Below are 19433 nucleotides of genomic sequence, written 5' to 3'. Positions count from 1 at the left end.
GGGTACCCGCACACCCGTGCGCATAACGCGGGCCGGCACCGCGTCGGCGCACGCCCGGGGCAGCTCTCTCGGCCGGAGCGGGGGGATCACGTGAAACGATCTCCGCGTCCCGGCCACCCCAACTAGGCTCGTCCGCATGGACATTCTGGGAGCCACGCTGCGCATCTGCGTCGACGACCTGGAGACCGCGGTCCCCTTCTACGAGCGGCTGGCGGGCGGCAGAGCCCTCCGCTTCGAACGGGGCGGCGTCCAGGTCGCCGCGGTCGGCTGTTTCCTGCTGATGAGCGGGTCGGAGGCCGAGCTGGAGGTGCTGCGCAAGGTCGCCGCGACGATCGCCGTCAAGGACGTCGACGAAGCCCACCGGGTACTCACCGAGCTGGGTGCCCACATCGTCGCGGGCCCGCTCGCGTCACCGGCGGGCCGCAACCTGATCGCGATGCATCCCGACGGGGTGGTGTACGAGTACGTGGACCGCGGCGGCGCGTGATCCTCAGTCCCCGACGAGGGCGGCCACCACCACGTCCGCGAGCAGTGCTCCCGCCGTGCCCTCCGGGTCCAGATCGGGGTCGTAGACGGTGACGTTGAGGCCCACGCAGTGCGCGGAGGCGAGCAACGGCCGCAGCAGGGCGACGAGTTCGTCGGGCAGGAGGCCGTCCGGGTCGGGGCTGTCGACGGCGGGCATCACGCTCGGGTCGAGGACGTCCGCGTCCAGGTGCACCCAGAATCCGTCCACGTCGGGGATCTCGAAGGCCTGGGCGGTGGCCGTGGCGAGGGCGTCCGCGCCCCACTCCCGGATGTCGCCGACGGTCACGACGGGGATCTTCAGCGCGGCGAGTTCGGCCCGGTCCTCCTCGAACACGTCGCGGATGCCGAAGAGCCGTACGTCCTCGTCCCGCAGATAGGGCCGGAGCCCTTCGAGGTCGGTCAGGTCGTCCTGCCCGCGTCCGGTGGCGAGGGCGACCTCCTCGCCGCCCGCCGCGCCGATCCGGTCGGAGTTGCCGGGGTGCCGGAAGTCGGGCGAGGCATCCACGGCGGCCAGGCCGTACCGCCCGATGCGGCGCAGCGCGAGCGAGGCGCCGAGCTGGATGGAGCAGTCGCCGCCGAGGACGACGGGGAAGTCACCGGCGCGCACATGCCGTTCGATACGGTCGGCCAGTTTCCGGGTGTACGCGGCGAGCGCGCCCGCGTTGAAGACGCCGTCGCCCTCCCGCCAGTCCCCGCGGTCGTAGCGTGGCGGCACGACGACCCCGCCCTCCAGCGCCCGCAGCCTCTGCACGATCCGCTGCTCGCGCAGGGCCCCGGCGAGCTTGTAGCAGCCGGGCACGGTGCCGGGGGCGGGCGGACGCAGGCCGAGGTTGGAGGGGGCGTCGAGCACGACGATATTCCGCATGCCAGGCATCCTCGCCGACGTACAGTCGGCCGTCCACGGAGATACGCGAAGGAGCGACAGTGAGCGAGCAGCACACCTACCGGGTGATCGTGCGCGGCACCTGGGACGGGCTCACCGACGAGGCCCGCACCCGGCTGCTCGCCGAGGCCGCGGACCACGGGATGGGCAGCATGCGGTTCACGGAGGAGGGATCGCTGTCCTACGAGTCCTCGCCGCTGAAGCACTTCTCGATGCGGTACGTCGTGGTGTCGGACGCGGCGGACGGCGAGGAGATGGCTGCGGCGATCGCGGAGGACCGGGCGGAGGCGGCCCTGAAGGGCCTCGGGTACGGCCACGGCGGCCTGAAGTCCACCGTCACGGACCTCGACACCATGAAGATCAACTTCAAGCCCGCATCTCGGCGGTGATCGCCCACCGCTCGTGGTCGCGCCACGCACCGTCGATGTAGATCATGTTCGGTGAGAAGCCCTCCAGCCGGAAGCCGCAGCTGCGGGCGAGGGCGATGGAGGCGGCGTTGCCGGGCTGCACGTTGATCTCCAGCCGGTGCAGCCGCATCGGTCCGAACGCGTGGCCGATCACCAGATCCAGCCCTTCGCGCATCAGCCCCCGCCCGGCGGCGTGCGCGAAGGCGCCGTAGCCGAGCGCGCCGCACCGGAAGCCGCCCTCGACGATGTTGTTGATGTTGATGAACCCGGCGACGGCCCCGGCCTCACCCCGCTCGGGCGCCTTCTCGCACACCAGGAAGCCCGCCTTGGCCGGGTCCTCGATCAGCCGTCCCGCGTAGGCGGTGTAGGCGCTCGCACCGGCCGGCGGGAAGAGCCACGGCTGGTGCAGTTCCTTGCTCTCCCGGGCCCGGGCGGTGAACTCGGCGCCGTCCTCGTAGGTGAAGTGGCGTATGCCCACGCGAGGGCCTTCGGCGAGGTAGTGGGAAGCGCTGTGCGGCATGCCGCCAGCCTACGACTTGGTCGGTTCCGCCGATTCCTGACGTACGCCCCGCCAGGGGTGGGGGCCACTTCGGGTGACCCGGCCGTCGCCCGTCAGCGCAGCGCCGGCTCGTCCAGCGTCAACGTCCCCGCGTCCGCGTCCAGTTCGGCCGCCACCCCGAACGGGATCGTCAGCGCGCCCTCGCAGTGCCCGAACCCGAACTCCTCCGCCGCCGGGACGCCGAGTCCGCCGAGCCGGTCGACGATCAGCGCCCGGACGCCGTCGTAGGCCTCGCACGTCTCCCACGAGCCGAGGAGCACGCCGCGCACGCCGTCGAGCCAGCCGGCGCGCAGCAGCTGGGTGAGGTAGCGGTCGAGCCGGTAGGTCTCCTCCCCCACGTCCTCCAGGCACAGCAGTCCGCCGCGCGCGCCGGCGCGGGCGTGCGGGGTGCCCAGGTCGGCGGCGAGGAGGGACAGGCAGCCGCCGAGGGTGACGCCCCGTGCCCGGCCGGGCACGAGCGCCGTGCCGCCGGAGGCGATCGTGCGGACGGTGTCCGGGGCGAACAGGGTGGCCTTGAGGTGCTCCTGGGCGCGCGCGTTCTTGATGAAGTCGACACCGGCCGCCATCGGGCCGTGCAGGGTGACCAGGCCGAGCCGGGTGGCGAACGCCTCGTGCAGCGCGGTGATGTCGCTGAACCCGAGGAACACCTTCGGCCCGGCCGCCCGCATCGCCTCCCAGTCGAGCAGGTCGACCATGCGCTGCACGCCGTATCCGCCGCGGGCGCACAGCACCGCCGCCACGGACGGGTCGCACCAGGCGTGCTGGAGGTCGGCCGCCCGGTCGGCGTCCGTGCCCGCCAGGTAGCGCAACTCCCGGTGCCGGTCCAGCACATGGGGGGCCACCACCGGGTCGAGGTCCCAGCCCCGCAGGATGTCCAGGCCCGTCTGGAGCCGTTCCTCCGGTACCGGTCCGCTGGGCGCGACGACGGCCACGCGGGCGCCGGGCGCGAGTCTGGACGGTCTGAGGAGTTCCTTCACTTGGTGAGCTCCAGGGTCGGGACGCCGGGCGGGTTCAGGCCGAAGACCTGGGCGTACAGGGAGAGTTCGGACTCCAGGACGCGGACCATGGTCTCCGCCTTCCGGAATCCGTGCCCCTCCCCCTCGAAGGCGATGTAGGCGTGCGGCACCCGCCGGCCCTGAAGACGGGACAGGAACCGTTCGCACTGGGCGGGCGGGCAGATCACGTCGTCCAGGCCCTGGAGGAGCAGGAAGGGCGCGGTGATCCGGTCGGCGTGCTCGGTGGGCGAGCGTTGCGCGTACCGGGCGGGCACCTCGGCGTACGGCCCGACGAGGGTCTCCAGGTACCGCGACTCGAAGTCGTGGGTCTCCCCCGCGCCCCAGCCGGCGAGGTCGAGGATGGGGTAGATGATCGTGCCGCAGGCGTAGACGTCCGTCGTGGCGAGCGAGGCGGCCGCGGTCCAGCCGCCCGCGCTGCCGCCGCGGATCGCGAGCCGGTCGCGGTCGGCGGTGCCCTCGTCGGCGAGGGCGCGCGCGACCGCCGCGCAGTCCTCGACGTCGACCACGCCCCACTGCTCGCGCAGCAGGTCGCGGTACTCCCGGCCGTAGCCGCTGGAGCCGCCGTAGTTGACCTCGGCGACCCCGATGCCCCGCGAGGTGAAGTAGGCGATCTCCAGGTCGAGGACGAGCGGCGCGCGCTGGGTGGGGCCGCCGTGCGCCCAGATGACGTACGGCGGCAGCTGGTCGCCGGGGGCCGTGCAGGCGGGGTGGTGGGGCGGGTAGACGTGGGCGTGGATCTCGCGGCCGGCCGGGCCGGTGAAGGTGCGGATCTGCGGCTCCGGGTAGTGGGCGGCGTCCACCGGATCGTCGTGCGGGGCACCGACCACCCGGGCGCGGCCTGTGCGGGTGTCCAGTTCCACCACCTCGTGGGCGCTGCGCGGGCTGGCCCCGACGGCGACGACCCTTTCGCCGTGCACGGCGAGGGTGGGCGCGAACTCGGTCCACGGGCCGGCCGCGTCGACGACCTCGCCGGTCTCCGGGTCCAGGATCCCGAGGGTGGTGGCGCCGCGGCCGTGCACGACCGCGATCAACCCGCCCGCCAGCGGGGCGAACCAGCGGTGTCCGAGCTTCCACAGGGGCCCGCCGAACTCCTCCTCGCGCGGGCAGAGCGGTTCGCCGTCGCGGTAGAGGTTCCACCAGCCCGTCCGGTCGCTCGCGTACAGCAGGCGGCCGTCCGCCGACCAGTCGGCCTGGGCGATCGACTCCCGCGGGCCGCCCGCGGCCGTCCGGGGCTCCCCGAACGTCCCGTCGTCGGTGACCTCGGCGACGAGCAGCTCGGTGCCGTCCCACGGCATGCGCGGATGGTCCCAGGCCAGCCAGGCGGCCCGCCGCCCGTCCGGCGACAGCCGGGGCCCGGAGACGAACCGGTGCCGGTCGTCGGTGAGTTCACGCACCCGGTCACGGTCCTGGGCGGCCGATCCGTCCAGGGGTACGGCGGCCAGGACGCGCCGCACGTCGACGGGCCCGTCCCCGGTGAACTCCTCCAGCACGCACCACACCTCGCCGCGTTCCGGCAGCAACTGCGGCTCCGCCCAGCGCAGTCCGCCGCCCACCGGGGACACCGGGGTGAGCGGTCTCGGCTCACCTGCCCCCGGCCGGTGGGCGTACAGCCGCTGGTCGGCGAAGTGCGCGAAGACGACGAGCGGTTGGCCGTCGGCCACCGTCCCGGTCCAGGGCCGGCCGCCGTACTCGATGACCCGGCTGCGCACGTTCCACGGGGCCGGCAGCACCGGCTCCTCGGTGCCGTCGGCACGCCGTCGCACCAGGGTGCGGCGGCCGCCCTCGGCGGGGCGGGGTTCGGTCCACCATGCCTCGTCGCCGACGAAGCCGACGTACTCGGGGTGTCCGTCGTGGGCGGCGGCGAGCGCCGCGTCGATGGGCGAGGGCCAGGAACCGTAGGCCAGTGTCCGCACGTCGTCCCCCAGACGCCTAGGCGGTACGCAGGAAGCGGTCGAGTACCCGGACTCCGAAGTGCAGCGCCTCGACCGGTACGCGTTCGTCGACCCCGTGGAAGAGGGCCTGGTAGTCGAAGCCCTCGGGCAGCTTCAGCGGCGCGAAGCCGTAGCCCGTGATGCCCAGCCGCGAGAACTGCTTGGCGTCCGTGCCGCCGGACATGCAGTACGGCACCACATGCCCATGCGGTGCGAACTCCTCGACGGCCGCCCGCATCCTCGCGTACGTCGGTGAGTCCACCGGTGACTGGAGGGCGACCTCGCGGTGGTGGAACTCCCACTCCACGTCGGGCCCGGTGAGCCGGTCGAGGGTGGTGCGGAACTCGTCCTCGGCGCCCGGGAGATACCGGCCGTCGACGAAGGCCACCGCCTCCCCCGGGATCACGTTGACCTTGTAACCGGCGTCCAGCATGGTCGGGTTGGCGCTGTTACGGACGGTGGCCTCGACGAGGGCGGCCGCCGGGCCGAGCTTGTCCAGGAGGGCGTCGACGTCCCTCAGGTCGGTCTCGATGCCGTTCAGCGCGGCGAGTTCGGTGAGGGCGGCGCGCACGGTGGGGGTGAGCCGGAGCGGCCACTCGTGGGCGCCGATCCGGGTGACGGCGGCGGCGAGACGGGTGACCGCGTTCTCCTGGTTCACCTTGGAGCCGTGCCCGGCGCGTCCGCGGGCGGTGAGTTTCAGCCAGGCGGTGCCGCGCTCACCGGCGGCGATCGGGTACAGCTCGCGTCCGCCGCCGTCGTGGAAGGTGAACGCCCCCGACTCGCTGATGCCCTCCGTGCAGCCCTCGAACAGCCCGGGGTGCTCGTCGGCGAGGAATCCGGAGCCGTCCTCGGCGCTGGCCTCCTCGTCGGCGGTGAAGGCGATGACGAGATCGCGCCGGGGCCGCACGCCCCGCCGCGCCCAGTCCCGTACGACGGCGAGGATCATCGCGTCCATGTTCTTCATGTCGACGGCGCCCCGCCCCCATACGACCCCGTCGCGGACCTCCCCGGAGAACGGGTGCACGCTCCAGTCCGCCGCCTCGGCGGGCACGACGTCCAGATGACCGTGGACGAGCAGCGCGTCGGCCGACGGGTCGGTGCCCTCGATCCGAGCGACCACGTTCGTACGGCCCTCGGTGCGTTCCAGGAGGACGGGCTCCAGGCCGGTGTCGGCGAGGAGCGCGGCGGCGTACTCGGCGGCGGGCCGCTCCCGGCAGTCGCCGCCGCCGCGGTTGGTGGTGTCGATACGGATGAGGTCCGAGGTGAACTCGACGACCTCGTCCAGCGCTTGCCGGTCAGCCATACTGCTCCTCCACGGCGGCCGAGACGACGGTGGTGACCGCCTTGAAGGTACGGATTCCGTCGTACATGCGATCACTGGTGTACGTCACTTTCCGCTCCCCGACCCGCGCCACACCCGGCACCACGGTGGCGGCCATCGCCAGGTGCTCGGCGTCGAACTCCAACGCGATCGTGAACGGCCCGGCGTCCACCGGTTCCTGACGGGCCGCCAGGGACGCCGCCTCCTTCGCGGCGGCCCGGATGTCGGCGGCGGTCCTGGCCGGCGTGCGGCACACCGCCGCGTACCGCGACACGTGGTCCTTGACCGCCACCTTCAGCGCTTCGGGGGCATAGCCGAGCGCGTCCTCACAGGCCACGTCGTCGCCGGTCACCAGGACGACGGGCACGCCGTACTCCGCCACCACACGGGCGTTGAGCAGCCCTTCACTGGCCCGTACGTCGTTCAGCCACACCCCGGTGATCGAGTTGGCGAGGTAGGTGTGGGCGAGGACGCCCTCCATACCGGCGCCCGCGTGGTACCCGACGAACGCGATGCCGTCGACGTCACCGTGCTGCACCCCCTCCACCATGGACAGCGACTTGTGCCGCCCGGTCAGCATCTCCACCCGCTCGTCGAGCTGTTCGAGCAGGAGGTTGCGCATCGTCCAGTGGGCCTCGTTCACGAGCACCTCGTCGGCACCGCCGTCGAAGAACCCGAGCACGGCGGCATTGACGTCCGACGTGAACATGGACCGACACCGCTCCCACTGCGGCGTCCCCGGCAACACGTCGGCCGGCCAGGTCACACCCGTCGCGCCCTCCATGTCGGCGCTGATGAGGATCTTCATGCCTGGTCACGTTACGCGCCGGGGCAGGAACCGGCTACGACCCCGCCACCGCCGCGCCGGACCATTTCCGATGGCAATTCAATTCGGGAATTTAATGTTTGACCTTTGCTCCGGCTTGAGTGTTGCTAATGCCTTGTTTGGGAATCCCTTTCCGGATCTTTTGCTTCCCGGTTTCCATGAGGCTCCCAAGAGCAGGTTAAAGCTCTGTTGCCCCTCCGTGAAAGGAAATATGTCCCTTGAAATATCTCCTCCCACCATGCCAGCATGGGGTCGCTCAGTCCATCGTTTTGATCATCTGCGGGGGAAGATCATGGGACACGGCTCACCACTGATGCCAACGGGATCCATACGCGGAATCGACCCCGTCGAAACCTGGACGATTCTCGTCGTGGAAAGTCAGGACGAGTACAGGGAGGCCCTCACGGAAGACTTGGTTCGATGCGGGCAGAAGGTACAGGCCATGACCGGCGGACGGGCGGCTCTCGACTGCCGGCCGGTTGCCGATCTCATTCTGCTCGGGCTGGAATTAGCTGATCTGGACGGGCTGGAGGTGTGCCGCGCGCTGCGCGCCGGATGCGACACCCCGGTCATCGCCATCGGTTCCCAGGTGTCCGAGCTGGACACCGTCCTGGCGCTGCGGGCCGGCGCCGACGACTATGTGGCCCGACCCTACGGATTCCGTGAACTCATGGCCCGTATGGAAGCGGTCATGCGACGGGCACATGCCCACGAACACGCCCCGGAGATCCTGGAACGCGGACCGTTGCGTATCGATGTCCGCAAACGTGAGGTGGTTTTCAAGGACCGTGTCATCAGGATGACGCGGAAAGAGTTCGAGCTTCTTCTGCTCCTCGCCCTGAATCGCGGAACCGTGGTGTCGCGCGACAGGATTCTGGATCAGATCTGGGGTGGCTCCTGGTCCCGAAGGACTCTGGACACCCATGTCAGCAGTATTCGCTCGAAGCTGGGCGACCGGGACTGGATCGTATCGATCCGCGGTGTGGGATTCATGATGGACCACATCTGACGGTAAGTGGATCACGTCTGACGGTAAAAGAAACAAAAGGAGAACGAGCCGACTTTCGGCGGCCCGGGTCCGGACCATTCCGCCCCCGGGCCGCCCCGCAAGGGTGCCGATTCGCTGGAGGAACGTGCCCACGACGACGTACTCCCTTCCCGCCAGGACCCCGGGTGCCTCGGACGGCGGCCGCCGGGGCTCGGGGGTGGACCCCGGCGGCCTGTCCGGTTGCGCCGCTAGGCAGCGCGGCCGACGGGTCCCGTCGCGGGGACCCGGGGCAGGAGGAGGGCCAGCGCGACCGGGAACACCGTGAAGCCGAGGGTCCACCAGAACGTCGAGGCGAAGGCCCCCGCCAGACCGGCGGTGCCGTGCGGGGCGTCGGCCGTGGCCCGGGCGAGCAGCACGGCGACGGTGGTGGTGCCGAAGGGGGCGCCGATGCGCTGGACGATGTTGAAGGCGGTGGTGCCGCGCGGGATCTCGTCCTTGGGCAGGCCGGCCACCGCCGAGGCGTTGATGGCCGAGGTGCTCGCCCCGACCCCCAGCCCGCGCACGGTCAGGGCGGCGACCAGCAGCCAGGTCTCGCCCCGGGTGCCGGGGAAGGCGAACGGCAGCGTGCCCAGCGCCATGAGCGCGAAGCCGCAGACGATCCTGGTCCGGGCGGTGACACGCTGGAGCAGCCTCTTGCCGAAGATGATGAGCACCGCCGCACCCACCCCCTGCGGGACCATGAACAGCCCGGTGCCGACGACCGAGGCGCCGCGCACCTGCTGGAAGTAGAGCGGGAAGAGCAGCATGCCGCCGAACATGGTGAAGCCCGCCAGCACCGACAGGCCGCTGGTGACACCGAACCCGCGGTCGGTGAAGAGCCGCACGTCGATCAGGGCCGAGGCACCGTCCCGCAGCGACCAGCCGACGAACCCGGCGAGCAGGGCGAGGCCGCAGACGAGCGGCGCCCACACCTTCACGGTGCCGAGGTCACCGAGGTCGGAGATGTTGCTGAGGGCGTAGATCACGCCGACGAGGGCGGGAGTGAGCAGGGCGAGTCCGACGCCGTCCAGGGGGCGCTTGTGCGCGGTGGGCGGTTTCGGTGGCAGGACCATGCGGGCCAGGACCAGTCCGGCGACGCAGAACGGGATGTTCACCAGGAACAGCCAGCGCCAGTTCGCGCCCTGGAGCAGGGCGCCGCCGACCAGGGGGCCGAGGATCGGGCCGACCTGGACCAGCAGGGAGAAGCTGCCCATGGCGGTCATCAGGCGCTGCTGTCCGGCGGCCTGGGTGAGCAGGGTCATCAGCGCCGGGATGATCAGGCCGGCACCCAGCCCCTGGAGGACCCGGAAGCCGATCAGGGCCGGCAGGTCCCAGGCCAGACCGCACAGGACCGAGCCGCCGAGGAACACCCCGAGCGCGCACATCCAGGTGGCGCGGCCTCCGATGCGGTCGATCAGCCATCCCGACAGCGGCACGATCGCGGTCATCGCCAGCAGGAATCCGGTGATCACCCACTGGGTGGCGGTCAGGCTCGCGTCGAAGACCCGGGAAAGGTGGTCGACCCCGACGTTGACGATCGTGGAGTCGAGGATGCTGGCGATGGCTCCGATGCCGAGGGCGGCGATCGTGAGGTTCAGCCGCCGGTCGCTCACCTCCGGCACGGTGCCCGGCCGGGCGAACGACTGCGTGGGACTGGCCATGACGTCCTCTCCTGCGTTGGTCGGCGACCCGGCCGGGCGCCGGGCCGCTGTGCACGCGGGATTCCGTCATACGACTGCGGCCCGAGGCCGCTGCCCACCCCTCCACAGAAACACAGCGGATCGAAAAGTGCAACCGCTCCGATGATGGGTCCGCACCGATAAGTGATCAGCTCGCCGAATCCGCAGTACAGTGGGGTCCGTGACCGAGAACATGGGCCGTCGTGAGCGCAAGAAGGCCGCCACCCGCCAGGCCCTGGCCGACGCCGCGCTGCGGCTGTTCACCGAGCGGGGCTTCGACAAGGTGGGCGTGCGGGAGGTGGCGGAGGCCGCCGATGTCTCCCTGAGCACGCTGTTCAAGCACTTCCCCGGCAAGGAGGCCCTGGTCTTCGACGAGGACCAGGACGTCGAGGACGCGCTGGTCCGCGCCGTCCGCGACCGCCCCCCGGGCCAGTCCGTCCTGCACGCCCTGCGCGACCATCTCGTGCGCACCCGCACCGGACTGCGCACCGACGATCCGCACTTCACCCTGGTCGAGTCGACCCCGGCCCTGCGCGAGTACGCCCGGCGCATGTGGCTGCGCCACGAACACGCCCTGGCCGCCGTCATCGCCGAGGAGACCGGCCGGCCCCACGACGACCTCGCCGTCACCGGCCTGGCCCACATCGCGCTGGAAGCGCCCCATCTCGTGCGCGCGAGCGACGACCCGGCCGCAGCGATGCGCGAACTGTTCGCGCTCGTGGAACACGGCTGGGGCACAATTCTTTGAAAAGCAGTGTCAGAAGAACTTCAATTGACATTCTCCTGACCTTGCTCCGGCGGCGCCGCGACTACAGTCCCTCGGGTCTGCGGGGACAATCCACCACGCCTTGAGGAGCATCATGCTCAATCTGGATCCCGAGGAAGTCGCCAAGCTGCCGCATTACCCGGTGACCCGCCGCTGCCCCTATGAAATACCGGAGGTCTACACCCGCCTGCGCACCGAGGAACCGGTCAGCAAGGTGGTGATGAGCGACGGTCAGCCCGTGTGGTTCCTGAGCCGCTACGAGGATGTGCGCGCCGTGCTCTCCGATCCTCGGTTCGGTGCCGACCGCCTGGCCGAGGGCTTTCCCAATCTCGCGCTGGGCCAGCGCGAGGGGCTGAGCAAACAGCCGAAGTTCATGATCAGCATGGACGGCGCCGAGCACTCCGCGGTCCGCCGCCGGGTCATCAGCGACTTCTCGGTGCGCCGGGTCGCCGAGCTGAGGCCGACGATCCAGAAACTGGTCGACGACTGCGTCGACCGGATCCTGGACCTGCCCCAGCCGGTCGACCTGGTGGCCGAACTGGCCCTCCCGGTACCGACGTTGCTGCTCGCCGAGCTGGTCGGCGCCAACCACGCCGACCACGCCTACTTCATCGACCTCGTGCACCGCATGCTGTGGCGCAAGACCTCCGGCGAAGAGCGGGTGCAGATCTCGATCGGGCTGCGGAAGTACTTCGACGACCTGATCGCGGAGAAGGAGGCCCACCCGGGCGACGACCTGATCAGCCGTCAGATCGCCCTCCAGCGGGAGGAGACCGGCGAGATCGACCGCGAGGGGCTCAACAGCCTCGCCCAGCTCCTGCTGATCGCCGGCTACGAGTCCAGCGCGAGCATGATCGCCCTCGGTGTCCACACCTTCCTCACCCGCCCCGACTGGCTCGCGGCGATCCGGACGGACCCGGCCAGGACCTCGGTGGCGGTGGAGGAGTTGCTGCGCTTCTACTCCATCCTCGACGTGGCCGCGGGGCGGGTGGCCCTGGAGGACGTCGAGATCGGCGGCGAGACGATCCGCGCCGGGGACGGTGTGATGGCCTCGGTGTTCGCCGCCAACCGCGACCCCTCGGCGTTCCCGGATCCCGACCGGCTGGACCTGGAGCGCGGCGCCCGGCACCATGTCGCGTTCGGCTACGGGCCGCACCAGTGCCTCGGCCAGAACCTCTCGCGCCTGGAACTCCAGATCGTCTTCGACACCCTCTTCGCCCGCGTCCCCACGCTCCGCCTCGCCGTCGACGAGGCCGATCTCCCCTTCAAGTACGACGCGTTGGCGTTCGGACTGTACGAACTCCCGGTGACGTGGTGAGCGGGGCGGCCGTCCGGATCACCGGTGATCCGGAGGTGTGCACCGGGGCCGGCCAGTGCGTGCTCACCGATCCGGCGATGTTCGCGCAGGACGACCGGGGCGTGGTCGAGCTGCGCACCCACCGGGCGGAGGGCGCACGGGTGCCGCGGGCCCGGGAGGCGGTGTTCCTCTGCCCGTCGGGCGCGTTGTCGATCGTGGAGGACTGACCACGGTGCACGGAAGAAGGCCGATGCGGCACCGCATCGGCCTTCTTCGTACCTGCGGTTCCTGAACTACCCCTGACATTCCCCGCACAGAACCCTGAAGAAGGCGGAATTTCCCTGCCGAGATATGTCCTGAGCGTGAATCGGAAAACCTTGTACGGCCCCTTTCCGCGGCAGAGTATGGAGACGCCAGAAACACTGCGGACGAAAACACTGCGGACGAAAGGGAACGACGTGCAGACTGCTGTCGCGCTGGGCAGATCAGAACCTGACGGGATCGCGCACATTCGCGATTCCTACGCCGCATTCGACGCCACCCGTGGAGCCCGCTCGGCAGGTCTGCTCCGCCGTCAGCTCTTCGGCTACCACGACCTGCTGGTCCACATCCGGGACTTCGACGGCGAGGCGCCCGGACCGGACCTGGAATCCCCCCTCGACGCGGAGGCGACCCTCTTCTACCAGTGGGACGGCAGGCCCGCCGCGGCCGGCGAGGTCCTGCACAGCACGGTCATCGTGAACCGGATGGACCCGGCGGTGATCCCGGAGGTCTCCGCGCTGTTCGCCGAACTCGACGCCACCGACTTCCCGCACCGCATGGGAACGCGCCGGCGCCGGCTGTTCAGTCTCGACGGCGTGTACTTCCACCTCCAGGACTTCGCGGAGACGGACGGCTACCGCCTCATCGACCGGGCGTGGAAGGAGGCGGACCCCCGGTTCATCAAGATCTGCCGGGAACTGGAGCCCCTGGTCTCGGTGTACGACCCGGCGACCTGGCGCTCCACCGCCGACCAGGTCGCCACCCGCCTCTACCGCTGGGAGACCCCGGCATGAGCGGGCGGCGCGTGGTCATCACCGGCATGGAGGTCCTCGCCCCGGGCGGTGTGGGCACCGGCGCCTTCTGGGACCTGCTGACCGACGGGCGTACGGCCACCAGGACCATCAGCTTCTTCGACCCGGCTCCCTTCCGTTCCCGCGTCGCCGCGGAGATCGACTTCGTGCCGGAGGACCACGGTCTGACCCCGCACGACGTCCGGCGGATGGACCGGGCGGCCCAGTTCGCGGTGGTCGCGGCGCGCGCCGCCGTCACCGACAGCGGGCTGGCCCCGGGCGCCCTCGACCCGTACCGGACGGGCGTCACCATCGGCAGCGCGGTGGGCGCCACCATGAGCCTGGACCAGGACTACCGCGTCGTCAGCGACGGCGGCCGGCTCGACCTGGTCGACCACACCTACGCCGACCCGTTCTTCTACCACCACTTCGTGCCCAGTTCCTTCGCCGCCGAGGTGGCCCGGGCCGTCGGGGCCCAGGGTCCGAGCGGTGTGGTGTCGGCGGGATGCACCTCGGGGCTCGACGCGGTCGGCTACGCGGCGGAGCTGATCCGGGAGGGCACCACCGACGTGATGGTGGCCGGGGCCACGGACGCCCCGATCTCGCCCATCACCATGGCCTGCTTCGACGCCATCAAGGCGACCACGCCCCGGCACGACGACCCGGAGCGCGCCTCCCGCCCGTTCGACCGCAGCCGCAACGGCTTCGTGCTCGGGGAAGGCGCGGCCGTGTTCGTCCTGGAGGAGCTGGAGGCCGCGCGCCACCGTGGCGCCCGTATCCACGCGGAGATCGCGGGATACGCGACGCGCAGCAACGCGTACCACATGACGGGGCTGCGTCCGGACGGCGCGGAGATGGCGCAGGCCATCACGGTCGCCCTGGACGAGGCCCGGATGGACCCCACCGAGATCGACTACATCAACGCGCACGGCTCGGGAACCAAGCAGAACGACCGGCACGAGACCGCCGCCTTCAAACGGAGCCTCGGCGGCCACGCGTACGTCACCCCGGTCAGCTCGATCAAGTCGATGGTGGGGCACTCGCTGGGCGCGATCGGTTCCATCGAGATCGCGGCCTCCGTCCTGGCGATCCGGCACGACGTGGTGCCGCCGACGGCGAACCTGGAGACCCCCGACCCGGAATGCGACCTGGACTACGTCCCGGTGACGGCACGCGACCAGATCGTCGACGCCGTCCTCACGGTGGGCAGCGGCTTCGGCGGGTTCCAGAGCGCGATGGTGCTCGCCCGCCCGGAAAGGAGCATGGCATGACCGACTCCGTGGTGGTGACCGGTCTGGGCGTGGCCGCCCCCAACGGGCTCGGCGCGCGGGACTACTGGAACGCGGCCCTCGCCGGCAAGAGCGGCATCGGTCCCCTCACCCGCTTCGACGCCTCCGGCTATCCGGCGAAACTCGCCGGCGAGATCGCCGGGTTCACGGCCGAGGAGCATCTGCCGAGCCGGCTGCTGCCGCAGACGGACCGGGTCACCCGGCTCTCGCTGGTCGCCGCGGACTGGGCCCTGGCGGACGCGGGGGTGGTCCCCGCCCAGCTGCCGGAGTACGGCATGGGCGTGATCACCGCCAGTTCGGCGGGCGGATTCGAGTTCAGCCAGGGCGAGTTGAAGAGCCTGTGGAGCCGGGGCGGCCAGTACGTCAGCGCGTACCAGTCGTTCGCCTGGTTCTACGCCGTCAACACCGGCCAGATCTCCATCCGCAACGGGATGAAGGGCCCGAGCGGCGTCGTCGTCTCCGACCAGGCCGGCGGTCTGGACGCGGTGGCCCACGCCCGCCGGCAGATCCGCAAGGGCACCGCCCTCGTCGTCGCCGGAGCGGTGGACGCGCTGCTGTGTTCCTGGGGCTGGGTCGGGCTGCACACCGGCGGCCGCCTGAGCACCGTGGATGAACCCACCCACGCCTACCTGCCGTTCGACGACCGGGCGTGCGGTCATGTGCCGGGCGAGGGCGGGGCCCTGCTCATCCTGGAGTCCGCCGACTCCGCCCGCGCCCGGGGCGCCGCGGTGTACGGCGAGATCGCCGGGTACGCGGCCACCTTCGACGGCCCCGAGCCAGGTCTACGCCGGGCCGTGGAGCTCGCTCTCGCCGACGCGGACCTGGCCCCGGCCGACGTGGACGTGGTGTTCGCGGACGCCGCCGGCGAACCCGAGCTCGACAGCGTCGAGGCCTATGCGCTCACCACGGTCTTCGGTGCGTACGGCGTCCCGGTCACCGCGCCCAAGACGATGACGGGCCGCCTGTACGCGGGCGCCGCGTCCCTCGACCTGGCCACGGCCTTCCTCGCCCTGAAGGACGGCCTGATCCCCCCGACGGTCCATGTCGAACCCGCCGACCGCCACGGCCTCGACCTGGTCGTCTCCCAGCCGCGCGCCGCCCGTCTGCGCACGGCGCTGATCCTGGCCCGCGGCCACGGCGGCTTCAACTCGGCGATGGTCGTGCGCTCCTGACCGTCCCGGTCCCCGATCCACCGTCCTGTTCCCCGCACCGCTGTCTCGTTCCCCGCACCACCCTCTCGCTCCCGATCACCATCCGTTCCCAGAAGGGCTGCTCCCTCATGTCCCGAACCACCTTCACGCTCGACGACCTCAAGCGGATCCTCCTCGAAGGCTCCGGTGTCCCCGAGGGCGCCGACCTCCGGGCGGACATCCTCGACACGGACTTCACCGACATCGGCTACGACTCGCTCGCCCTGCTGGAGACGGCGAGCCGGGTGGAGCGCGAGTACGGCATCGAGCTGGACGAGACCGTCCTCGGTGACGCCACCACCCCTCGCGCGTTCGTCGACGCCGTCGGCGCGCATCTGTCCGCCCAGCCCGTCTGACCGTCGTACACACCACGCTCAGGACCCACGCACCACGCTCAGGAAAGAGGAGAGATGACTCAGCGGGAACGTCGCGTCGCCCTGGTGACAGGTGCCACCAGCGGCATAGGCCTGGCCGTGACCCGGCTGCTGGCCGGGCAGGGACACCAGGTGTTCATCGGGTCGCGGACCGAGGACAAGGTGCTGGTGACGGTCAAGGAACTGCGGGAGGACGGCCTCGACGTGGACGGTGTCGTGCTCGACGTACGGTCGCGGGACTCGGTCCGCGGGTACGTGCGGGCGGCCGTCGAGCGGTACGGACCGGTGGACGTCCTGGTCAACAACGCGGGGATCAGCGGTGGCGGAGTCACCGCCGACCTCACCGACGACCTGTGGGACGACATCGTCGACACCAACCTCAACAGCGTGTTCCGGCTGACCCGGGAGGCGCTGACCACGGGCGGACTACGGAACCGGGACTGGGGCCGCATCGTCAACATCGCCTCCACCGCGGGCAAGCAGGGCGTGGTGCTCGGCGCCCCCTACTCCGCCTCCAAGCACGGCGTCGTCGGCTTCACCAAGGCGCTGGGCAACGAACTGGCGCCCACCGGCATCACCGTCAACGCGGTCTGCCCCGGCTACGTCGAGACACCGATGGCCCACCGGGTGCGGGAGAACTACGCGCGCGTGTACGGCACTTCGCAGGACGCGATCCTGGAGAAGTTCCGGGCGAAGATCCCGCTGGGCCGCTACTCGACGCCCGAGGAGGTGGCCGGCCTGGTCGGCTACCTGGTCTCCGACACCGCCGCGTCCATCACCTCCCAGGCGCTGAACGTCTGCGGCGGTCTCGGCAACTTCTGACTCCGCGCGGCGCCTTCCCTCCCCCCAGCCCCAAGGAGTGACCCCATGCCCTCCGAGCTGCACGAGTCCGGACACGAGATCAAGATCTCCGCACCGGCCGAGACCGTCTACGGCCTGCTGGCCCGGGCCGAGGACTGGCCCCGGCTCTTCCCCCCGAACATCCATGTCGAACAGGTCGAGTGCGGTGAGCACGAGGAACGCATCCGCATCTGGGCGACCGCGGGCGACACCGTCAAGAACTGGACCTCGCACCGCCGCCTGGACCCGGAGCACCTGCGCATCCGCTTCCGCCAGGAGATCACCGCGCCCCCGGTGGCCGCGATGGGCGGCGAGTGGCACGTCGAGGCCCTGCCCTCCGGGGAGTCGGTGGTGCGCCTGGCACACGACTACCGGGCGGCCGACAGCGCGAGCCTCGCCTGGCTCCACGACGTGGTCGACCGCAACTCCCGCTCGGAGCTGGACTCCCTCAAGTCCCTCGCCGAGTCCCCCGCCGACGACGGCCTGACCTGCTCCTTCGAGGACACGGTCCGGATCCGGGGCGAGGTCGGGGACGTCTACGACTTCATCGACCGGGCGGACCTGTGGACCGAGCGCCTGCCGCATGTCCTCGCGGTACGGCTTCAGGAGCCGGCGCCGGGACTCCAAACGCTGGAGATGGACACCCTGGCCAAGGACGGCAGTTCCCACACCACCAAGTCGTACCGCGTCGGGCTGCCGCCGCACCGGATCGTGTACAAGCAGGTCACCCTGCCCGCCCTGCTGACCCTGCACACCGGCCGCTGGACGATCGTCCCGGCCGACGGCGGGGGTGTCACGGCCTCCTCCCAGCACACCTTCACCATCGACCCCGACGCCGTCGAGAAGGTCCTCGGGGCCGGTGCGACCGTGCCGGACGCGGTCGCGTACGCCCGTACCGCGCTCAGCACCAACAGCCTCGCCACGCTCTCCCTGGCCAGGGAGCACGCGGAGCGGCGGGCCGAGGGCGCGCGACCGTGACGGCGGCCGGATCCGCCGTCGCCGCGAGGCCGCCGGCGACGGTACGCCGCATCACCCTGGACGCGGACGGCACCCCGCTCTCCGCGCTGCTCGCCCTCCCGGAACACACCCCGCCCAGGGCCACGGTCGTCGCCCTGCACGGCGCGGGGATGAGCGCGGCGTACTTCCACGGGACGGCCCGGCCGGACACCTCGTTCCTGGCCCTCGCCGCGGACCTCGGCTTCGCGGCGGTGGCCCTGGACCGTCCCGGCTACGGCCTCTCGGCGCGCCGACTGCCCGAGGGGCAGGGCGTGATGGAGCAGGCGACCACGATCGCGGCGGCGGTGCGAGACCTGACAGCCCGCCATCTGCCGGGCGCCGGCGTCTTCCTGCTCGCACATTCCTTCGGCGGCAAGCCCGCGCTGGGGATCGCGGCGGACGGACTGGTACCGGGGCTGCTGGGCCTCGCGGTGTCCGGCTGCGGCGACGAGTACCTGGTGCCGCCCACCGCCACGACCGGCCGGGCCGCGCAGTGGCGGCTCAACTGGGGCCCGCTGCGCCTGTATCCGCCGGGCACCTTCCGGGCGAGCGGGGCCGTCGTCGCCCCCGCACCACCGCGCGAACTGGCGGACGCGGGCCGCTGGCCCGAGACGTTCCGCCGGATCGGGGGGCGGATCCGGGTGCCGGTCCGCTTCACGTTCGCCGAGCACGAGCACTGGTGGCGCCACGACCGGCGGGCCGTCGCCCAGCTGCGGTCACGGCTGCACGCGGCACCCCGCGTCCTGGTCGACCACCAGCCCGACGCCGGCCACAACATCAGTCTGGGGTGGACGGCACGCGCCTACCACCTGGGGGTTCTCGGGTTCGTGGCGGACTGCCTGCGCCCGGACGGAGACGGGAAGGAGCACCCGGCATGAGCGCGGAACTCGTCGGTGTATGGCGTCTGGAGGCGTTCCACGACGTGGACGAGGCAGGACTCCCGATAGGCGACGGGCCGCTCGGCCCCGCACCCGAGGGCATGCTCGTCTACACCCGCGACGGCCATGTCTCGGTCAGCATGATGCCCACGGCACCGGGCCCCGGTCCGACGTACATGGGCTACGCGGGCGACTGGCGCGTGGCCGGCGGCCAGGTGGTGCACCACATCCGGATCTCCTCGCGTCCCGACTGGATCGGTGTCGAGCAGACCCGGGACGCCGAACTCGACGGCGACGTGCTCACCGTCCGTGCGACCAGGGAGGTGGACGCGGCACCCCGGCGGCGTGTGCTCGTCTGGCGCCGGGCCGGCTCCCACGGGAGGGAGCGATGAGCGTCCTGACGGTGCCCGCGCCCGTACCGCCCCGCGAGAGCGACGACCACCCCTTGGTCCTGGCCCTGAGCATCTTCGCGCCCGGCGCCCTGCGCGCCCCTGCGGCCCCGGACCACCAGGAGCCGCGGCCCGGGGCCGACCCGGCTCCCCACCTCACCCCTCCGGGTCCGCACCGGACCTGACAC

22 protein-coding genes are annotated in these 19433 nt (G+C 71.3%); 15 read left to right on the top strand and 7 right to left on the bottom strand.

Translation table 11 applies throughout. From position 1 onward, the window contains the following. Positions 1 to 136: 136 nt before the first annotated feature. A complete protein-coding gene (locus tag SLINC_RS36615) occupies positions 137 to 487 on the top strand; it encodes a VOC family protein (RefSeq protein WP_067442603.1) in 351 nt (116 codons plus the stop codon). Positions 488 to 490: 3 nt separating this feature from the next. Here the strand turns inward: SLINC_RS36615 and SLINC_RS36610 are convergent, their stop codons facing one another. Continuing rightward, positions 491 to 1390, bottom strand: coding sequence for an arginase family protein (locus tag SLINC_RS36610; protein ID WP_067442601.1), 900 nt, complete (start codon positions 1388 to 1390; stop codon positions 491 to 493). Positions 1391 to 1449: 59 nt separating this feature from the next. Between SLINC_RS36610 and SLINC_RS36605 the strand changes: the two genes are divergently transcribed. After that, positions 1450 to 1797, top strand: coding sequence for a DUF6204 family protein (locus SLINC_RS36605; protein WP_067442599.1), 348 nt, complete (start codon positions 1450 to 1452; stop codon positions 1795 to 1797). Here SLINC_RS36605 and SLINC_RS36600 read toward each other — a convergent pair. The 5 genes from SLINC_RS36600 to SLINC_RS36580 form a co-directional block, all read right to left on the bottom strand. Further along, complete coding sequence (locus SLINC_RS36600) at positions 1775 to 2335, bottom strand: GNAT family N-acetyltransferase (protein WP_067442597.1); 561 nt, start codon at positions 2333 to 2335, stop codon at positions 1775 to 1777. The genes SLINC_RS36605 and SLINC_RS36600 overlap by 23 nt on opposite strands. Before the next feature lie 92 nt (positions 2336 to 2427). Further along, the gene (locus tag SLINC_RS36595) at positions 2428 to 3351 is read right to left on the bottom strand and encodes a S66 peptidase family protein (protein ID WP_067442595.1); all 924 of its coding nucleotides are present in this window, start codon (positions 3349 to 3351) and stop codon (positions 2428 to 2430) included. Further along, positions 3348 to 5303 (bottom strand): S9 family peptidase, encoded by a 1956-nt coding sequence (locus SLINC_RS36590; RefSeq protein ID WP_067442593.1) that lies wholly within the window; start codon positions 5301 to 5303, stop codon positions 3348 to 3350. Before SLINC_RS36590 ends, SLINC_RS36595 begins: the two co-directional genes overlap by 4 nt. 16 nt (positions 5304 to 5319) lie before the next feature. Beyond that, positions 5320 to 6624 carry a M20/M25/M40 family metallo-hydrolase gene (locus SLINC_RS36585; protein WP_067442591.1) on the bottom strand — a complete coding sequence of 435 codons (1305 nt, stop codon included), beginning with the start codon at positions 6622 to 6624 and terminating at the stop codon, positions 5320 to 5322. Further along, positions 6617 to 7450: a M55 family metallopeptidase gene (locus SLINC_RS36580; protein WP_067442589.1), complete on the bottom strand. Its 834-nt coding sequence runs from the start codon at positions 7448 to 7450 to the stop codon at positions 6617 to 6619. Before SLINC_RS36580 ends, SLINC_RS36585 begins: the two co-directional genes overlap by 8 nt. Positions 7451 to 7838: 388 nt before the next feature. On the opposite strand from SLINC_RS36580, the gene SLINC_RS36575 reads away from it, so the two are divergent. Continuing rightward, positions 7839 to 8477: a response regulator transcription factor gene (locus SLINC_RS36575; RefSeq protein ID WP_237282008.1), complete on the top strand. Its 639-nt coding sequence runs from the start codon at positions 7839 to 7841 to the stop codon at positions 8475 to 8477. A gap of 227 nt (positions 8478 to 8704) precedes the next feature. Here SLINC_RS36575 and SLINC_RS36570 read toward each other — a convergent pair whose 3' ends face one another. Then, positions 8705 to 10156: an MDR family MFS transporter gene (locus SLINC_RS36570; RefSeq protein ID WP_067442585.1), complete on the bottom strand. Its 1452-nt coding sequence runs from the start codon at positions 10154 to 10156 to the stop codon at positions 8705 to 8707. A gap of 211 nt (positions 10157 to 10367) precedes the next feature. Between SLINC_RS36570 and SLINC_RS36565 the strand changes: the two genes are divergently transcribed. The 12 genes from SLINC_RS36565 to SLINC_RS36510 all read left to right on the top strand — a co-directional run bounded on the left by SLINC_RS36565 (position 10368) and on the right by SLINC_RS36510 (position 19430). Continuing rightward, entirely contained in the window at positions 10368 to 10922 is a 555-nt protein-coding gene (locus SLINC_RS36565; protein ID WP_067446096.1) for a TetR/AcrR family transcriptional regulator, read from the top strand. A 112-nt stretch (positions 10923 to 11034) separates the two neighbouring features. Next, positions 11035 to 12258, top strand: coding sequence for a cytochrome P450 (locus SLINC_RS36560; protein WP_067442583.1), 1224 nt, complete (start codon positions 11035 to 11037; stop codon positions 12256 to 12258). Then, on the top strand, positions 12255 to 12464 hold the full coding sequence (locus SLINC_RS36555; RefSeq protein WP_067446095.1) for a (4Fe-4S)-binding protein: 210 nt from the start codon (positions 12255 to 12257) through the stop codon (positions 12462 to 12464). The genes SLINC_RS36560 and SLINC_RS36555 overlap by 4 nt, the downstream gene beginning before the upstream one ends. A gap of 231 nt (positions 12465 to 12695) precedes the next feature. Then, on the top strand, positions 12696 to 13292 hold the full coding sequence (locus SLINC_RS50280; RefSeq protein WP_310736497.1) for a TcmI family type II polyketide cyclase: 597 nt from the start codon (positions 12696 to 12698) through the stop codon (positions 13290 to 13292). Further along, the gene (locus tag SLINC_RS36545; RefSeq protein ID WP_067442581.1) at positions 13289 to 14560 is read left to right on the top strand and encodes a beta-ketoacyl-[acyl-carrier-protein] synthase family protein; all 1272 of its coding nucleotides are present in this window, start codon (positions 13289 to 13291) and stop codon (positions 14558 to 14560) included. Before SLINC_RS50280 ends, SLINC_RS36545 begins: the two co-directional genes overlap by 4 nt. Beyond that, positions 14557 to 15750: a ketosynthase chain-length factor gene (locus tag SLINC_RS36540; RefSeq protein ID WP_067442579.1), complete on the top strand. Its 1194-nt coding sequence runs from the start codon at positions 14557 to 14559 to the stop codon at positions 15748 to 15750. Before SLINC_RS36545 ends, SLINC_RS36540 begins: the two co-directional genes overlap by 4 nt. 107 nt (positions 15751 to 15857) lie before the next feature. Then, positions 15858 to 16124: an acyl carrier protein gene (locus tag SLINC_RS36535; RefSeq protein WP_067442577.1), complete on the top strand. Its 267-nt coding sequence runs from the start codon at positions 15858 to 15860 to the stop codon at positions 16122 to 16124. Positions 16125 to 16178: 54 nt separating this feature from the next. Next, entirely contained in the window at positions 16179 to 16964 is a 786-nt protein-coding gene (gene fabG, locus SLINC_RS36530) for a 3-oxoacyl-ACP reductase FabG (RefSeq protein WP_067442575.1), read from the top strand. A 45-nt stretch (positions 16965 to 17009) separates the two neighbouring features. Continuing rightward, positions 17010 to 17960, top strand: coding sequence for an aromatase/cyclase (locus SLINC_RS36525; RefSeq protein ID WP_067442573.1), 951 nt, complete (start codon positions 17010 to 17012; stop codon positions 17958 to 17960). Beyond that, positions 17957 to 18856 (top strand): alpha/beta fold hydrolase, encoded by a 900-nt coding sequence (locus SLINC_RS36520; protein ID WP_067442571.1) that lies wholly within the window; start codon positions 17957 to 17959, stop codon positions 18854 to 18856. Before SLINC_RS36525 ends, SLINC_RS36520 begins: the two co-directional genes overlap by 4 nt. Then, positions 18853 to 19248 carry a lipocalin-like domain-containing protein gene (locus tag SLINC_RS36515; protein ID WP_079164917.1) on the top strand — a complete coding sequence of 132 codons (396 nt, stop codon included), beginning with the start codon at positions 18853 to 18855 and terminating at the stop codon, positions 19246 to 19248. Before SLINC_RS36520 ends, SLINC_RS36515 begins: the two co-directional genes overlap by 4 nt. After that, positions 19245 to 19430 (top strand): hypothetical protein, encoded by a 186-nt coding sequence (locus SLINC_RS36510; protein WP_067442569.1) that lies wholly within the window; start codon positions 19245 to 19247, stop codon positions 19428 to 19430. Before SLINC_RS36515 ends, SLINC_RS36510 begins: the two co-directional genes overlap by 4 nt. The last annotated feature ends 3 nt before the right edge of the window (positions 19431 to 19433 follow it).

It is taken from the genome of Streptomyces lincolnensis, from assembly GCF_001685355.1.
Classification (GTDB): Bacteria; Actinomycetota; Actinomycetes; order Streptomycetales; family Streptomycetaceae; genus Streptomyces; species Streptomyces lincolnensis.
The sequence above is the reverse complement of the archived record's forward strand: the minus strand, read 5'-3'. Positions and strand labels throughout refer to the sequence as shown.

What these genes read in the sequence shown, in the direction of transcription:
- SLINC_RS36615 (WP_067442603.1), top strand. Translation starts at nt 137, where the DNA reads ATGGACATTCTGGGAGCCACGCTGCGCATCTGCGTCGACGACCTGGAG.
- SLINC_RS36600 (WP_067442597.1), bottom strand. Translation starts at nt 2,335, where the DNA reads ATGCCGCACAGCGCTTCCCACTACCTCGCCGAAGGCCCTCGCGTGGGC.
- SLINC_RS36560 (WP_067442583.1), top strand. Translation starts at nt 11,035, where the DNA reads ATGCTCAATCTGGATCCCGAGGAAGTCGCCAAGCTGCCGCATTACCCG.
- SLINC_RS36510 (WP_067442569.1), top strand. Translation starts at nt 19,245, where the DNA reads ATGAGCGTCCTGACGGTGCCCGCGCCCGTACCGCCCCGCGAGAGCGAC.
- SLINC_RS36585 (WP_067442591.1), bottom strand. Translation starts at nt 6,624, where the DNA reads ATGGCTGACCGGCAAGCGCTGGACGAGGTCGTCGAGTTCACCTCGGAC.
- SLINC_RS36570 (WP_067442585.1), bottom strand. Translation starts at nt 10,156, where the DNA reads ATGGCCAGTCCCACGCAGTCGTTCGCCCGGCCGGGCACCGTGCCGGAG.
- fabG (WP_067442575.1), top strand. Translation starts at nt 16,179, where the DNA reads ATGACTCAGCGGGAACGTCGCGTCGCCCTGGTGACAGGTGCCACCAGC.
- SLINC_RS36535 (WP_067442577.1), top strand. Translation starts at nt 15,858, where the DNA reads ATGTCCCGAACCACCTTCACGCTCGACGACCTCAAGCGGATCCTCCTC.
- SLINC_RS36525 (WP_067442573.1), top strand. Translation starts at nt 17,010, where the DNA reads ATGCCCTCCGAGCTGCACGAGTCCGGACACGAGATCAAGATCTCCGCA.
- SLINC_RS36515 (WP_079164917.1), top strand. Translation starts at nt 18,853, where the DNA reads ATGAGCGCGGAACTCGTCGGTGTATGGCGTCTGGAGGCGTTCCACGAC.
- SLINC_RS36545 (WP_067442581.1), top strand. Translation starts at nt 13,289, where the DNA reads ATGAGCGGGCGGCGCGTGGTCATCACCGGCATGGAGGTCCTCGCCCCG.
- SLINC_RS36540 (WP_067442579.1), top strand. Translation starts at nt 14,557, where the DNA reads ATGACCGACTCCGTGGTGGTGACCGGTCTGGGCGTGGCCGCCCCCAAC.
- SLINC_RS36610 (WP_067442601.1), bottom strand. Translation starts at nt 1,390, where the DNA reads ATGCGGAATATCGTCGTGCTCGACGCCCCCTCCAACCTCGGCCTGCGT.
- SLINC_RS36580 (WP_067442589.1), bottom strand. Translation starts at nt 7,450, where the DNA reads ATGAAGATCCTCATCAGCGCCGACATGGAGGGCGCGACGGGTGTGACC.
- SLINC_RS36565 (WP_067446096.1), top strand. Translation starts at nt 10,368, where the DNA reads ATGGGCCGTCGTGAGCGCAAGAAGGCCGCCACCCGCCAGGCCCTGGCC.